This is a genomic window from Marinobacter sp. MBR-105, assembly GCF_053628895.1.
The window spans coordinates 73,889-88,691 of sequence record NZ_JBRJHG010000012.1 but is presented as its reverse complement, the minus strand read 5'-3'; the positions used below and the strand labels follow the sequence as shown (position 1 = coordinate 88,691).

Here is a 14,803-nt window from a genome sequence, read left to right as displayed (position 1 = left end):
GACTACATCCCGATCAGATGATGTCGTCCATAGACTTCAGCGGGTAATGCGCAGGGTACGGATTGCGCGCAACACCGGAATCTACCGCAGCACGGGCCACGGCGGCCGGCACCACTTCCAGCAGACGAACATCCATCGGCTTTGGAATGATGTATTCCTTACCGAATTCGAACGAATCAACACCGTAGGCTTCACAGATTTCCTGCGGCACCGGCTCTTTGGCCAGTTCACGGATCGCGTTCACCGCGGCAACCTTCATTTCCTCATTGATAGCGGTTGCACGCACATCCAGTGCACCACGGAAAATGAACGGGAAGCCAAGCACGTTGTTCACCTGGTTCGGGTAGTCAGAGCGACCGGTCGCCATGATCAGATCATCGCGGGCGGCCAGAGCCACTTCCGGGCTGATTTCCGGATCCGGGTTGGAACAGGCAAACACCACCGGGTTCGGTGCCATTTTCGCCAACTGCTCGGCAGACAGAAGATCCGGGCCGGACAGACCCAGGAATACGTCTGCGCCGTCGATGGCGTCGTCCAGAGTGCGCTTGTCGGTATCGTTGGCGAACATCGCCTTGTACTGGTTCAGATCATCACGACCAGAGTGGATCACACCCTTACGGTCGAGCATGAAGATGTTCTCAGAGCGCATACCGCAGCTGATCAGCAACTTCATGCAGGCAATGGCGGCCGCACCGGCGCCCAGACATACCACCTTTGCCTCTTCAATTTTCTTGCCCTGCAGCTCAAGAGCATTGATCATGCCGGCCGCAGTAACGATAGCGGTACCGTGCTGGTCATCGTGGAAGATGGGCACGTTACACTTTTCAATCAGCGCACGCTCAATCTCGAAGCACTCCGGTGCTTTGATGTCCTCGAGGTTGATACCACCAAAGGTATCGGCGATGCGCTCAACAGTTTCAATAAACGCTTGCGGGCTTTCGGAATTAACCTCGATGTCGAAGACGTCAATTCCGGCAAAGCGCTTGAACAGTACGCCCTTGCCTTCCATAACCGGCTTGCTCGCCAGAGGGCCGAGATTACCCAGACCCAGGATAGCGGTACCGTCAGAGATCACGGCAACCAGGTTACCCTTGGCTGTGTATTTGTAAGCGTTCTCGGGGTCCTTCGCGATCTCGCGGACCGGTTCGGCAACCCCGGGGCTGTACGCCAGGGAGAGGTCGCGGGAAGTCTGGGTCGGCTTCGTGATTTCAACACTCAGCTTACCCGGCCGCGGTTTGGCGTGATATTCAAGGGCTGCTTCTTTCAGATCTTGAGACATTGCCACTGTTCCGTTTGTCACGTTTAAAGGTAAATCCCGCTGGAGCTCGCCCAACGGAGCGCGCCATTATGGCGCGCCCGACCCAAAACGACAAGCCGAAATCGAATATTTTGCGAACAGTCAATAGTGCATTTTGCGTATATGGCAACTTTTATTTTTCATTGGCGCACAAAAAAAGCGCCCGAAGGCGCTTTTTTCAACATCCCGGTGCGGATCAGTCTTTCTTGCCACCGATACGGCTGCCGAAACGCTTCTGGAAGCGATCGATACGACCACCGGTGTCCATAACCTTCTGCTTGCCGGTGTAGAACGGGTGGCACTGGGAGCATACGTCCAGCTGCAGATCGTGGCCGATGGTAGAACGGGTCTTGATCACATTACCGCAGGAACAGGTAGCGGTGATGTCTTCGTACTTCGGGTGAATACCTTCTTTCATGGCGAACCTCGTTAGGTCATGCCGCTACCTGATCACGGGGCATCTTAGCTGCCCAGGTGCCAGGCACCGCATGTTTGAATCAATTGAAAAGACCGTGCACAATCAAGCCCGGCCAGAAACAGACCGCGAATCTTACTGACAAACCCGACCACAGGCAAGTATCTTGGCCATCCGGAACAGTCCGGATACCATGCAACCAGCCTACTTTTGCCCGCTTTCAGGATACGCAGTTACCGTGACACGGCCCTCAACCGCTCGCATCGCCCTGAATCGCCCGCTCCGGCGACTCTTTGATTACCGAATCCCGGAGACCATGACAGTCTCACCCGGGCAACGCGTGAAAGTACCCTTTGGCAGGCAAACCCTGACCGGCCTTGTGGTGGAAACCGGCGTGACACCACCAGACGGCATTACCCTCAAGCCGATCCTGGAAGTGCTGGAGCCGTGGCTCGCCTTACCCACAGCCACCTTCCAACTCCTTAGCTGGGCCAGCGACTACTATCAGCACCCCTTGGGTGAGTGCCTGTTCACCGCTCTGCCTCCCGCATTACGCCGAGGCCGGCCGTCACAGCAGAAACAGGATGAACACTGGCAAGGCACCCAAAACATCGCCCCACTGCCGGCCAACGCCCATCGACAGAAAGCCTTGCTGGAAGCCATCCAGCGCGCACCCGGCATATCGACCGGCGAACTGGTTAAAGCCGGCTTCAACCGCCCTCAGATCAAAAGCCTTCACGATAAAGGCCTTATCGAACTGAGCGATCCACAGCATCCGACTTCCAGCGAAAGCATCGCCACAGTAGACGGCCCCAGACTCTCACCCGCGCAACTGGCAGCGGCCAAAGAATTACCACAGGTTACAGATCGCTTCAGTGCCACACTTCTTTATGGCATCACCGGGAGCGGCAAGACCGAGCTCTATCTTCATTACCTGACACAAAAACTGCGGGACGACCAACAGGCTCTGGTACTGGTTCCCGAAATCAACCTCACGCCCCAGACCCTCGAGCGCTTCCGGCGTTACTTCGGCAACCGGATTGTGGCCTGGCACTCGGCCCTGAACGACAGCGAACGCCTGGCTACCTGGCTGAGAATCCGACATGGGGAACCGGTTATTCTGATCGGCACCCGCTCCGCCGTCTTGCTGCCGTTCACGAACCTTCGCGCCATTGTTGTGGACGAAGAACATGACAACTCCTACAAGCAGGGCGAAGGGTTTCGCTACTCGGGGCGGGACGTTGCTGTCTATCGGGCTCACCTGAATCAATGCCCCGTCATCCTGGGCTCAGCAACGCCTTCGCTGGAATCCTGGCACAACGCCAGGCAAGGCAAATACCACCTTATCCGCCTGGAACAACGGGCTGGCAATGCCTCACCTCCGGAAGTGGAGCTGCTCGACATCCGCAGCCGCCCTCTGGAAGCCGGCCTCTCGCGCCCCACCCTGAACGCTATAAAGGAAACACTGGCACGAGGTGAGCAGGCACTGGTATTTGTGAACCGGCGGGGATTCGCCCCCATCATGATGTGCTTCGATTGTGGCCACATGGAGGAATGCCCGCGCTGCGATACCCGACTGACATACCATCGCCGGGACAGAGCCATGCGTTGCCATCACTGCGACTTCCAGATGGCTGCAAGCCACAGCTGCCCCAAATGCCGGAGTGAAAATTTCAAACCCGTAGGCCAGGGCACAGAGCGCACCGAAGAAACCCTGGCCGAACAGTTTCCGGATACCCCCATTGTGCGGGTAGACAGGGACAGCACCCAGCGCAAAGGGAGTATCCAGAATATACTGGCTCAGGTTAACAGCGGTGCGCCCTGCATACTGGTCGGCACCCAGATGCTCGCCAAGGGCCATGACTTTCCCAACGTAACCCTGGTTGCCGTCGTCAACGCCGATGGAGGCCTGTTCAGTGTCGATTTTCGGGCGCCGGAACAGATGGTGCAGACACTTTTGCAAGTGAGCGGCCGCGCTGGCCGGGGCGAAAAACCCGGCAAAGTGCTTATCCAGACCTGCCACAGCGACCACCCGTTATTGAAATCGCTCTGTCAGGGTAACTATACCGCTCTGGCAGACCAACTTCTGGCCGAACGCCGAATCGGCGCCCTGCCACCATTCCGCGCCATGGCCATACTCCGCGCGGAAGCCGACACCATGCAGGCAAGCCTGCACCTGCTGGACACCATTAAACCCATGACGGCAGTGAGCGGCATAGAAACTTGGGGGCCGCTACCGGCGGTAATTGCACGTAAAGCCGACCGGCACCGGGCGCAACTGATACTGGTCAGCGATAGCCGGCGCCGACTCAACCACTTGCTTAGTCACCTTTGTCAGCACCTGGATCAGAGCAAGCTGCCGGCAAGCACTAAATGGATTGTGGATGTGGATCCTCAGGAGACCGGGTAATACCCTATACTCCAAAATGTGACACAGCGCCCACCATGCAATTCGTTACAATCTTTTTCAGAATTCCCCATTCGTAAGCATTTCGTTTGAATTGACTGTGCTATGATTTTCAGCCATATAACCAACAAACCTAGAAAGAAACCTGAGGTTGCGGTTCTCGTGCAGGGAATACGCAGCGAAAAGGCTTTTGCTGTAAACGAAAACTGGAGATAGAAAATGTCAGGGAAATTTCTTGCGCGTGCGTCGGCGTTATCGCTGGCTTTTGTTTTAGCGGCCTGTGGGGGTGACGATAGCTCCTCGCCTTTGGCTCCTGTCAACCCGGGCGAGGAAACAGGCGGTGGAGGAACCGGCACTCCTCCTGAGCAGGAAACCATTCTGGCACTCGGCACCGGCAGCGGCGATTCTTTCCAGGGAGGGCAGATAAGCCTCACTGCATCCGACCTGTCCTCTGGCGGCACCACGCGAATTGAATTCAATGTCGTCGACTCCAACAACGGAAACACCCTTGCTACAGGACAAGAGACAACAGTTACGATTTCCTCTACGTGTGAAGCCGCTGAAATTGACAGCCCCCTAACAACAACTTCTGGAAAAATCAGCACATCCTACACTGCAGGCTGTTCCGGCGCAGACACAATCACTGCCAGACTCGAAAATGGCGCGTCCGCCTCTGCTGTTGTAAATGTTGCGAGTCAAGAAATCGATACCCTAGAATTCGTGAGCGTTACGCCTTCAGCAATTGCAATTCGGGGCAGCGCAGACTCCACCCGGAAAAGCGTGGCCGAGGTAGTATTCAAACTTGTAGATACAAACGGTAAACCAGTTGTTGATGAGGAAATTTCTCTAACACTTTCTACGACTTCGGGCGGCATCAATCTGACAGAGAGCGCCCCACGAACCTCCAATGACGGAACCGCCAAGACAGGCGTTAACGCGGGTACAGTCGCAACCATTGTCAGCGTGACAGCCACTTACGAATTGCCTTCGGGCGATAGAATTCAGACAACGTCTGACCCGATCTCAATCAGCGCCTCCATTCCCGACAGCGACAGCTTCTCGATCTCAGTACAAGAGAACTTCTTGCCCAATGCACGCCGTTATGATGGTGTTCTGGTCGGCATCAACATCAGAGCAGCCGACCGTTACAACAACAAAATTAATAATTCGATCGTCAACTTCATTACCTCTGGCGGGTCGATACCCAATGAGTGCGAACTGTCCGACGGCGGATGCACGGTTAACTGGGAAAGCCAGGACCCCAAACGGCCGGACTCCGGGGTGATCGCAATTCTGGCACGAACCGTTGGCGAGGAAAGCTTCCGAGATTTAGACGGCAATGGTATCTACACAGCTGGCACGGACCTTTTTATACCTGCGGAACACGATATTTCAGAAGCCTTCTTGGACCGCAATAACAATGGGGTGAGAGATACCGACGAAGAGCCATTTGATTACAATCAGAACGGAGTCTTCGACACAGCTGATGGCATTTACAACGGCACCGCCTGTTCAGACGCATCAGAAGCTGCAGGGCAGTGCACCAAAGATGTCAAAGAAGTTTTTGAGATAGCGCATTTGTATGCCACTAGCGACATTATAGGTATCACTCCGGTTTCACCCACGCCGTTCTCACCGGGAAGCATTTGCTTCGACATTTCAGGCGATTTCTTCGATAGCAACAGTGCGTTGGTACAAGGTCCGCCGCCCGGCAACACAACCGTGACCTTCAAAACGACAAACGGAAGCATTGTTGGCGACAGCTCCTTCCCGACCACAACCTCTTTCAGAACCACACCGGTCAGACAGTGTGTAACAATCGAAGGCGATGATACTTCCGACTCAGGTATACTCACAGTCGAAGTTCTGCCCCCTGCCCCGTACGGCGGCCCCAAGTACGTCGAGACATACACGATTACAGATTAAAAGTGTAACCATTGAAAGCCCGGCCCCAGCGCCGGGCTTTTTGCTTACACACCAACTTTCCGCGATAATACGCCCCTTCTGTTTTCAACGGGCGCCCTGCCCTGACACCCATTCTTCTGCAAACCGAGTCATTCGACAGCATGAAAGAGACCGTATCCGAGCTTCTCCAGTCTGCACTGGCGACCCTGCAGTCTGACGGCACACTGCCGGCAGACCAGAGCTTCACCCCTCAGGTGGGCAACACCAAAGACAAGTCCCACGGGGACTATGCCTGTAATATTGCCCTGGTGGCCTCCAAAGCCGCCGGCTGCCCGCCTCGCAAGCTGGCCGAAGAACTGGTGGCGGCATTGCCAGAGAGTTCTGCAGTGGAAAAAGTGGAGATTGCCGGGCCGGGGTTTATCAATTTTTTCATGAGCACTGCCAGCGCCTTCGGCATTGTGAACACCATCCTGGACGAGGCACAGCAGTTCGGCCGCAACAACTCTGGTAACGGCGAAAAGGTTCAGGTGGAGTTTGTATCTGCCAACCCCACCGGCCCTTTGCACGTGGGTCACGGACGGGGCGCCGCCATTGGCGATTGCCTGTGCCGCTTGCTGGAAGCCAACGGTTACAACGTTACCCGGGAGTTTTACTACAACGACGCCGGAGCCCAGATCAACAATCTGGCCCTTTCGGTGCAGTCCCGCGTTAAGGGCCTGACGCCGGAAGATGAAAGCTGGCCGGAAGATGGCTACCGGGGCGATTACATCGTCGATGTGGCAAACGCCTACCTTGCTGGCGAAACCGTGGTGGCTGACGACCGTGAGGTAACCGCAAAAGCAGATCCGGAAGACCGGGATGCCATCCGGGAATTCGCCGTCGCCTACCTGCGCCGTGAACAGGACCTGGACCTGAAAGCCTTCGGGGTTCAGTTCGATGTGTATTTCCTGGAATCCTCTCTGTACGAGGATGGCAAGGTGGAAGCCACCGTTGAGCGCCTCAAGGCCAACGGTTACACCTATGAGCAGGATGGCGCCATGTGGCTGAAAACCACCGAGTTCGGCGACGACAAAGACCGGGTAATGCGCAAGAAAGACGGCGGCTACACCTACTTCCTGCCCGATGTCGCCTACCACCTGGACAAGTGGCAGCGCGGTTTTACCACCGTAATTAACGAGCAGGGCGCTGACCACCACTCCACCGTAACCCGTGTTCGCGCGGGACTGCAGGCCCTGAAGGCAGATATCCCCCAGGGGTGGCCGGATTACGTTCTGCACCAGATGGTGATGGTGACCCGCTCTGGCCAGGAAGTAAAAATCTCCAAGCGCGCAGGCAGCTACGTTACCGTGCGGGATCTGATCGACGAAGTGGGCCGGGATGCCACCCGCTTCTTCCTAGCGGCACGTCGCGTGGATTCCCAGTTGACTTTCGATATCGACCTGGCGCGCTCCCAGACCAATGAAAACCCGGTGTATTACATCCAATATGCCCATGCCCGGATTTGCAGCGTGCTGCGCAAGCTGGCCGCCGAGGGCGTACAGCGTGGCATGAACGAATGCGTCGGCGACCTGAGCCTGCTAACTCTGGATGAAGAAAAAGAGCTGGCCAATCAGTTGGCGAAGTATCCGGAACTGATTGCCAACTCTGCCGCCCAGCGCGAGCCGCATCACCTCACCCATTACCTGCGTGAGCTGGCGGGCCAGTTCCATACTTACTACAACGCCCACAAGGTGTTGATTGAAGATACCGCCCTGCGGGACGCAAGAGTCAGCCTGTATCTGGCCGTGCGCCAGGTGATTGCCAACGGCCTGGACCTGCTCGGCGTAAGCGCACCAGAGGAGATGTAATCAGGCCATGGCCAGAGATTACGCCAGGAAAGATCGCCCTGCGGGCAAAGGGGCCGCCGCCAGCAAGCCTGCGGCCAAGCCCCGCAAGCCGTCCAAACCCCAAAAGAGTGCACCATCACACTCACAGCATGGCGCGTTGTCTATGAAAACCATCCTGTCTCTGGCCGCAGTGGGTGGCTTCATCGGCTTTATCGTCTACCTGAACACCTTGCCCGGCGGGCCGGAAACGGCCAGGCAAACCCCGATTCAGGAGCAAACCCCGGTAGCGCCCAAGCAACCCGCCAACACCACGGCTAAACAGGATGGCCGGCCGAAAGAGCAGAACTTCCGGTTCTATGAAATGCTGCCGGAATCCGAGGTCGTTCCGCCCAAAGTGGAAGAATATACCCCGGGCCCGGCCATGCAGGAGTTCGATTATGTCGTACAGTCTGGCTCGTTCAGGAGTAAGGAAGACGCCGAGCGACAGCGCGCGCAGATCGCCTTCCAGGGACTCAGGGCTCATGTACAGCGTATTGATCTCGACAACGGAAGTGTTTGGTACCGCGTAAATGTGGGACCATTCAACTCACGCAGCCAGATGAACTCGGCGGTCGACAAACTGGTTACGATCAATATCCAGCCTCTGGTGCGGAAGATCCCGAAAGAAGGCTGAACTTTGTTCAGCCACCTCCCCTGCTCTTGAAATCCCGCCCAGCGCCTCCATAAAGCCAAAATACAAATTCAAACAGGCAACTGGAGCGCCAATGACCACGATAGTTTCCGTACGTCGGGAGAATGAAGTCGCCATGGGCGGTGATGGCCAGGTATCCCTTGGCAACACCGTTATGAAAGGCAATGCCCGAAAGGTACGCCGTCTGTACAACGGCCAGGTAATTGCTGGTTTTGCCGGTGGCACCGCCGATGCCTTCACCTTGTTCGAGCGATTCGAGGCCCAGTTGGAAAAGCACCAGGGCAATCTCACCCGTGCCGCTGTTGAACTGGCCAAAGACTGGCGCACGGACCGAGCCCTGCGCAAGCTGGAAGCCCTGCTGGCCGTTGCGGACAAAACCGCTTCTCTGATCATTACCGGCAACGGCGACGTAATCGAGCCGGAGCAGGGGCTGATCGCTATCGGTTCCGGCGGGCCGTTTGCCCAGGCCGCCGCCCGGGCGCTGCTGGAAAACACCGAGCTCAGCGCCCACGAAATCGCCGAGAAGGCGCTCGAAATTGCCGGCGACATCTGCATTTACACCAATCAGAACCGCACTCTGGAAGTGCTGCCCATTAAAGACTGACGACCGGAGCGACCATGTCTGCAATGACTCCCCGAGAGATTGTCCACGAACTGAACAAACACATCGTGGGCCAGGAAGAAGCCAAACGCGCCGTCGCCATTGCCCTGCGTAACCGTTGGCGCCGCATGCAACTGGACAGCAGTCTGCGGGATGAAATTACCCCGAAAAACATCCTGATGATCGGCCCCACCGGCGTCGGCAAAACGGAGATCGCCCGCCGGCTGGCCAAACTGGCGGATGCTCCCTTTCTGAAAGTGGAAGCCACCAAATTTACCGAAGTGGGCTATGTAGGCCGGGATGTGGAGTCCATCATCCGCGACCTGGCCGACATGGCGGTGAAAATGCTGCGGGAGCAGGAAATGAAGCGGCATGAACACCGTGCACTGGATGCCGCCGAAGACCGCATTCTGGATGCCCTGCTGCCGCCCCCCAGGGATTTTAACGAAGACAGCCAGCGCACCAATGCGGACTCCTCGACCCGACAGCTGTTCCGCAAGAAACTGAGAGAAGGCGAGCTGGACGACAAGGAAATCGAGATCGATTTGCGCAGCAGTGGAGCCGGCGTGGAGATCATGGCGCCTCCGGGCATGGAAGAGATGACCTCTCAACTGCAGAGCATGTTCTCCAACCTGTCTTCGGACAAGCGCAAGACCCGCAAGATAAAAGTGGCGGATGCCATGAAGCGGGTAAAGGACGAAGAAGCCGCCAAGCTGGTGAATGAGGAAGAGATCAAGCAGAAGGCCATTCAGGCGGTTGAGCAGAACGGGATTGTCTTTATCGATGAGATCGACAAGGTTGCCAAACGCTCGGAAAACACCTCCTCGGATGTGTCCCGGGAAGGCGTTCAGCGCGACCTGCTGCCTCTGATTGAAGGCAGCACTGTAAGCACCAAATACGGTTCCATTCGGACCGACCACATTCTGTTCATTGCCTCTGGCGCCTTCCACCTGTCCAAGCCTTCAGACCTGATTCCGGAACTTCAGGGCCGCCTGCCGATTCGCGTGGAGCTGCAGGCGCTGACGCCGGACGACTTCAAGCGTATTCTGACCGAACCGGATGCCTCGCTGGTGCAACAGTATGAAGCGCTGATGGGCACCGAAGGTGTGAAACTGACCTTCGCCGACGATGCCATCGCCCGCATTGCGGAAGTGGCTTACAAGGTGAACGAAACCACCGAGAATATCGGTGCGCGCCGCCTGCATACCGTGCTTGAGCGCTTGCTGGAAAGTCTGTCCTACGACGCCGGCGACCAGGTCACCGATACCTTTGAGGTGACAGCGGACTACGTTGACGAGAAGCTCGGCGAGCTATCTGAAGACGAAGACCTGAGCCGCTACATTCTCTGATTCGCGGTTTCCTGAAATGCCAACAAAAAAGCCGGAGGGGATAACCTCTCCGGCTTTTTCATGCCCGTATCGGCAACATCAGTACTTATTCTGCCTTTGAGAACAGGTGCGTGACGGTACTGAAGCCGCTCGCAATCCGGTTCTTCTCGCCCTGCTTCTTGCGACCTTTGGCCACATACAGGGGCAGCATTTCACCATACAGGCTGGTACTGATGGTTCTCTGCTCATCCTCAAGACGATCCCGGCGCAGCGTAATGCCGTACTTGCGCAGTTTGGGCTCCAGTTCATCTGCCCGCCGGAGCAGATCTCGGCGGGTCATCTGATAGGCGTGCTCACACACCATACGGCGACTCTGGAAGCTGAACACGTTTGAGAAAAACAGCTTGGCGTCATCCCGGGTGGGCTCAAACAGCAGTATGTCCTTATCCGGATAATCACGAGCGTACTGGGCAATACCCGACTGCATACGGGAATAAACCATGGTCCGGAACATCTGGGACAACAGATTCGGCATTCCCGAACGGGTAAGCTCTCCCGGCTTCATGGTCCCCGCGCGTACCGCAGCACTGGCATCAATGGGCACCTGGGGATTGACCGCCAACACCAGATCCGCGCCATCTTCAAAGGCGACAGAAGCATGCAGCCCCTTTCTCAGAGTGCCATCCACGTAATAGCGACCATCAATCTCGACCGGTACGTACAGCCCCGGAGATGAAGTACTGGCTTGAACCGCCCGGGATATGGGGACATGATCGTACCCGGGCGCACCAAAGCAGACCGCCTCCGTGCTCTCCACATCTGCAGCAACCACATACAGACTGCGCTTGAGCTGACGAAAATCGTTCGTGCGGCCAAGCATGGTGAAGGCGCGCTTCAGGTACTCGTGCAACCCCTCGTTATCGAAAAGTCCGGCCGGTGCCGCCTGGGCCAGAATGGTCATGGCTTCCAGCAGGCTCTGATCGTATGGGTTGTTCACGAACCGGCTGACCGCCGTTGAAAGCAAGCCCGGAACAGCGAGCAGCCGGCGCCCGATCTCACGCAAAGCCGGACGATAGAAAACCTCAGGGTGAAACGGGTGAACCTCAGCTTCGTTCCTTACGAAGATGCGGCAAAGCTGGGCTGTGGTCATCTGGTTTGCCAGATTGGCAGCCACAAAAGAGCCGGCATTTACGCCGACATAGACATCGATATTATTGAAATCCAGACCATCCAGGGCTTCGTCCAGAGCCCGCAGGGCACCGATCTCGTAAATACCACCCAGAGGCCCGCCGCCGCCAAGGGCGAGGCCAATTCTCGGTGCTGGCTTGAGCTCGGTCGCTGTCTTCATTGCCTGTCCTTATCGGATACTGCTGCAGGATTTCAGTTATCCAACAACCTAACAAGGGAATTTAGAGTGCGCACACTATAACCCTCACAATGCTCAGGAAACGGCCTGTTCTGCCAGTGCTGCCGACGAGGTACGGGCTGGGCGCAAGTAGCGACCAAAACCGGCATTGCGTAACGCCAGATCAACACAGCTCTTGATGACATGGGGCGAATCCAGCAACAGCACATCCTCCAACAGTTGAATGGCCCATTCCCGCCCCACGCTGCGGATCACGGATTTCACTTTCGGCAGACTCGCTGCGTTCATCGACAGGGAGTCATAGCCCATGGCCATCAGCAAAAGCGCGCCGCCCGGATCACCCGCCAGTTCGCCACAGATACCCACCGGTTTGCCCACCGAATGGGCATCCTGAGCCACCCGCACCAGCGCCTGCAGCACCGCCGGATGATAGGAGTGATACAGCTGTGCCACCCTCGGGTTATTGCGATCTACCGCCAACAGGTATTGAGTCAGATCGTTGGAGCCCACTGACAGGAAATCCACCCGCTCCGCCAGCTCACGAATCTGGTAAACCGCGGCCGGGATTTCCACCATCACACCCACCTTGGGCATATGGATGTCGTACCCTTCTTCACGAACTTCGTGATAGACCCGATAGATCAGGTGCAGGGACTCCTCCACCTCAGAAATATTGCTGATCATCGGCAACATGATCTGCAGGTTGTTCAGACCCTCACTGGCCTTAAGCATGGCCCGCACCTGTACCAGGAAGATCTCAGGATGGTCCAGCGTTACCCGGATACCGCGCCAGCCGAGGAACGGGTTTTCTTCCTGTATGGGAAAATAGGTCAGTGCCTTGTCACCGCCAATATCGAGGGTTCGCATGGTCACCGGATTGGGAGCAAAGGCCTCCAGCTGTTCCCGGTAGTATTCCCGCTGCTCCTGCTCTGACGGGAAGCGATCCTTGATCATGAACGGCACTTCGGTGCGGTACAGGCCGATGCCCTCGGCACCATGGGAAAGGGAGCGCACCACGTCGGTCATCAAACCGGTATTCACCAGCAGCGAGACCCGATGACCGTCAGTGGTCTCACAGGGCTTGTCACGAAGCGCTTCAAGGCCCCGAACCAGTTCGTCCTCTTCGTCGCAGATGGCCTGGAAAAAGGCCCTGAGATCCGCTGAGGGAGACGCGAAAATCTGCCCTTCGAAACCATCTACCACCAGTTCCCGGCTATCGAGCTGGTTAACCGGGATGTCTACCAGACCCATCACCGTGGGCACACCCATTGCCCTGGCCAGGATGGCAACGTGGGAGTTGCTCGACCCCTTTACCGAGACCAGCCCAACCAATTGCCCTTTGGGCACTTCACCAAGCATGGCCGGCGTCAGCTCTTCACTCACCAGCACGGTACGCTCGGGATACTCCAGATGCTTCTGCTCACCTTCCTGCAGGTGTGAGAGTAGTCGGCGGCCCAGATCACGGATGTCGACTGCGCGTTCTTGCAGGTACAGGTCGTCCATCATCTCGAAATGACGAACATACTGCTGAACCACCTGTTTCAGGGCGCCCTGAGCCCAAACGCCTTCCCGGATTCGATTCGCCACCTCACCCGGTAGCGCCTCATCTCCCAGCATCCGCAGATAGACATCGAACAACGCCTGCTCTTCCGGCCGGAGCTGGGACGCAAGGCGGTTGGCAACGCGCTCGATATCTTCCCGCACCGCCGAAACAGCTGAACGAAAGAGTTCCAGCTCCTGATCGATGTCTTCGGTCGGCTTTTCCGGAACCACATCCAGATCGGCGGCAGGATAAACCACCACGCCCGTTCCAATGGCGACACCCGGCGCTCCGGGAACGCCGCTGAAACTGACATCGCGGGCTTCCTCACCCGTCAGCGACAATCCACTGATGGCACCTGTGGCCTCACTGTGGGCAATCACACCCGCCAACTGGGCTGACACGGTGACCAGAAAAGCTTCTTCACCTTCATCGAAACAACGGGAACTCTCCCGTTGCTGAACCACCAGCACGCCCAGTACCCGGCGATGGTGAATGATCGGCACCCCCAGAAACGAGCGGAAGCGTTCCTCACCGGTCTCCGGAAAGTAACGATAGCGCGGGTGGGATGGCGCATCTTCAAGATTGATGGGTTCCTCACGGGAACCGACAAGCCCCACCAGACCCTCGGAGTAGGCCAGGCTGACCTGACCCACGGAGTCTTTGTAAAGGCCTTCGGTGGCCATCAGGATGTAGCGATTAGAGGCGGGATCCAGCAGATAAACCGAGCAGACCTCTGTGCCCATGGCCTTTTGCACCCGCGATACAATGATTTCCAACGCCTCCTGGAGATCGCGGGCGCTGTTTACCTCTTGTACTAGACTTCGCAGGATGCTCAGCATGGAGTCAGTCCGTCATTTCTGATGTTCCTTCATACGCCGTGGGTTCTCGGCCCGGTGCCACTGCTCCATGTTATGAAACAGTCTTGGGGCCAGCTCCCTCAACGCGCGTCTGTATACTTCTCGTTTAAATGAAACCACCTGCCCCAACGGATACCAGTAGCTCACCCACTGCCAGCCGTCGAATTCCGGTGAATCCGTGCCATCCACGCGTACGTGCGCATCTGGCGATAACATCCTCAGCAGGAACCATTTCTGTTTTTGCCCCACGCATACGGGGTGCGAGTTATGGCGTACCATCCTCCTCGGAAGCCGGTAACGCAGCCAGCCGCGGGTGCAGCTGATGATTTCCACATCGCTGGCACACAGGCCGATTTCCTCTCCAAGCTCCCGGTAGAGTGCATCCTCGGGGGTTTCGTTGTGCTTGATACCGCCCTGAGGAAACTGCCAGGAGTCCTGCCCTATTCGCCTTGCCCAGAGAACTTCTCCCCTGTGGTTGGCCAGAATGATTCCGACGTTGGGTCTGAAACCGTCTGAGTCGATCACGGCACAGTCCTCGTAGTAGTCGGCTGCCGGTTATTTTTTAAC

Annotated in this window: 11 protein-coding genes; 6 read left to right on the top strand and 5 right to left on the bottom strand. The window is 57.0% G+C overall.

Annotated features, from left to right (window positions below; genetic code table 11):
- Nucleotides 1-13: 13 nt before the first annotated feature.
- Both ACSSVV_RS14510 and rpmE read right to left on the bottom strand, forming a co-directional pair.
- Nucleotides 14-1,279: a malic enzyme-like NAD(P)-binding protein gene (locus tag ACSSVV_RS14510; protein WP_454106442.1), complete on the bottom strand. Its 1,266-nt coding sequence runs from the start codon at nt 1,277-1,279 to the stop codon at nt 14-16.
- Nucleotides 1,280-1,493: 214 nt separating this feature from the next.
- Nucleotides 1,494-1,715 carry a 50S ribosomal protein L31 gene (gene rpmE / locus ACSSVV_RS14505; protein WP_014420566.1) on the bottom strand — a complete coding sequence of 74 codons (222 nt, stop codon included), beginning with the start codon at nt 1,713-1,715 and terminating at the stop codon, nt 1,494-1,496.
- 235 nt (nt 1,716-1,950) lie between these two features.
- Here rpmE and ACSSVV_RS14500 point away from each other — a divergent pair, with 235 nt between their 5' ends.
- The 6 genes from ACSSVV_RS14500 (at nt 1,951) to hslU (ending at nt 10,491) form a co-directional block, all read left to right on the top strand.
- A complete protein-coding gene (locus tag ACSSVV_RS14500; protein ID WP_031211230.1) occupies nt 1,951-4,122 on the top strand; it encodes a primosomal protein N' in 2,172 nt (723 codons plus the stop codon).
- 216 nt (nt 4,123-4,338) lie between these two features.
- Nucleotides 4,339-6,045 carry a hypothetical protein gene (locus ACSSVV_RS14495; protein ID WP_454106441.1) on the top strand — a complete coding sequence of 569 codons (1,707 nt, stop codon included), beginning with the start codon at nt 4,339-4,341 and terminating at the stop codon, nt 6,043-6,045.
- A 140-nt stretch (nt 6,046-6,185) separates the two neighbouring features.
- Nucleotides 6,186-7,871 (top strand): arginine--tRNA ligase, encoded by a 1,686-nt coding sequence (gene argS, locus ACSSVV_RS14490; RefSeq protein WP_141067849.1) that lies wholly within the window; start codon nt 6,186-6,188, stop codon nt 7,869-7,871.
- A gap of 7 nt (nt 7,872-7,878) precedes the next feature.
- Nucleotides 7,879-8,523: an SPOR domain-containing protein gene (locus tag ACSSVV_RS14485; protein WP_141067848.1), complete on the top strand. Its 645-nt coding sequence runs from the start codon at nt 7,879-7,881 to the stop codon at nt 8,521-8,523.
- Between the two features lie 91 nt (nt 8,524-8,614).
- A complete protein-coding gene (gene hslV, locus ACSSVV_RS14480; protein WP_011784337.1) occupies nt 8,615-9,145 on the top strand; it encodes an ATP-dependent protease subunit HslV in 531 nt (176 codons plus the stop codon).
- A 14-nt stretch (nt 9,146-9,159) separates the two neighbouring features.
- The gene (gene hslU, locus ACSSVV_RS14475; RefSeq protein ID WP_113880402.1) at nt 9,160-10,491 is read left to right on the top strand and encodes an HslU--HslV peptidase ATPase subunit; all 1,332 of its coding nucleotides are present in this window, start codon (nt 9,160-9,162) and stop codon (nt 10,489-10,491) included.
- A gap of 85 nt (nt 10,492-10,576) precedes the next feature.
- Here the strand turns inward: hslU and ACSSVV_RS14470 are convergent, their stop codons facing one another.
- From ACSSVV_RS14470 to ACSSVV_RS14460, 3 genes are all read right to left on the bottom strand, one after another.
- The gene (locus ACSSVV_RS14470; protein WP_023010970.1) at nt 10,577-11,818 is read right to left on the bottom strand and encodes a patatin family protein; all 1,242 of its coding nucleotides are present in this window, start codon (nt 11,816-11,818) and stop codon (nt 10,577-10,579) included.
- Between the two features lie 93 nt (nt 11,819-11,911).
- Complete coding sequence (gene ptsP / locus ACSSVV_RS14465) at nt 11,912-14,218, bottom strand: phosphoenolpyruvate--protein phosphotransferase (RefSeq protein WP_011784334.1); 2,307 nt, start codon at nt 14,216-14,218, stop codon at nt 11,912-11,914.
- A gap of 12 nt (nt 14,219-14,230) precedes the next feature.
- Nucleotides 14,231-14,761: an RNA pyrophosphohydrolase gene (locus ACSSVV_RS14460; RefSeq protein WP_011784333.1), complete on the bottom strand. Its 531-nt coding sequence runs from the start codon at nt 14,759-14,761 to the stop codon at nt 14,231-14,233.
- Nucleotides 14,762-14,803: the final 42 nt, after the last annotated feature.

Excerpts from the sequence above, each read along its gene's own strand:
- ptsP (WP_011784334.1), bottom strand. The coding sequence starts at position 14,218 with ATGCTGAGCATCCTGCGAAGTCTAGTACAAGAGGTAAACAGCGCCCGC.
- rpmE (WP_014420566.1), bottom strand. The coding sequence starts at position 1,715 with ATGAAAGAAGGTATTCACCCGAAGTACGAAGACATCACCGCTACCTGT.
- ACSSVV_RS14485 (WP_141067848.1), top strand. The coding sequence starts at position 7,879 with ATGGCCAGAGATTACGCCAGGAAAGATCGCCCTGCGGGCAAAGGGGCC.
- ACSSVV_RS14510 (WP_454106442.1), bottom strand. The coding sequence starts at position 1,279 with ATGTCTCAAGATCTGAAAGAAGCAGCCCTTGAATATCACGCCAAACCG.
- hslU (WP_113880402.1), top strand. The coding sequence starts at position 9,160 with ATGTCTGCAATGACTCCCCGAGAGATTGTCCACGAACTGAACAAACAC.
- ACSSVV_RS14470 (WP_023010970.1), bottom strand. The coding sequence starts at position 11,818 with ATGAAGACAGCGACCGAGCTCAAGCCAGCACCGAGAATTGGCCTCGCC.
- ACSSVV_RS14495 (WP_454106441.1), top strand. The coding sequence starts at position 4,339 with ATGTCAGGGAAATTTCTTGCGCGTGCGTCGGCGTTATCGCTGGCTTTT.
- argS (WP_141067849.1), top strand. The coding sequence starts at position 6,186 with ATGAAAGAGACCGTATCCGAGCTTCTCCAGTCTGCACTGGCGACCCTG.
- hslV (WP_011784337.1), top strand. The coding sequence starts at position 8,615 with ATGACCACGATAGTTTCCGTACGTCGGGAGAATGAAGTCGCCATGGGC.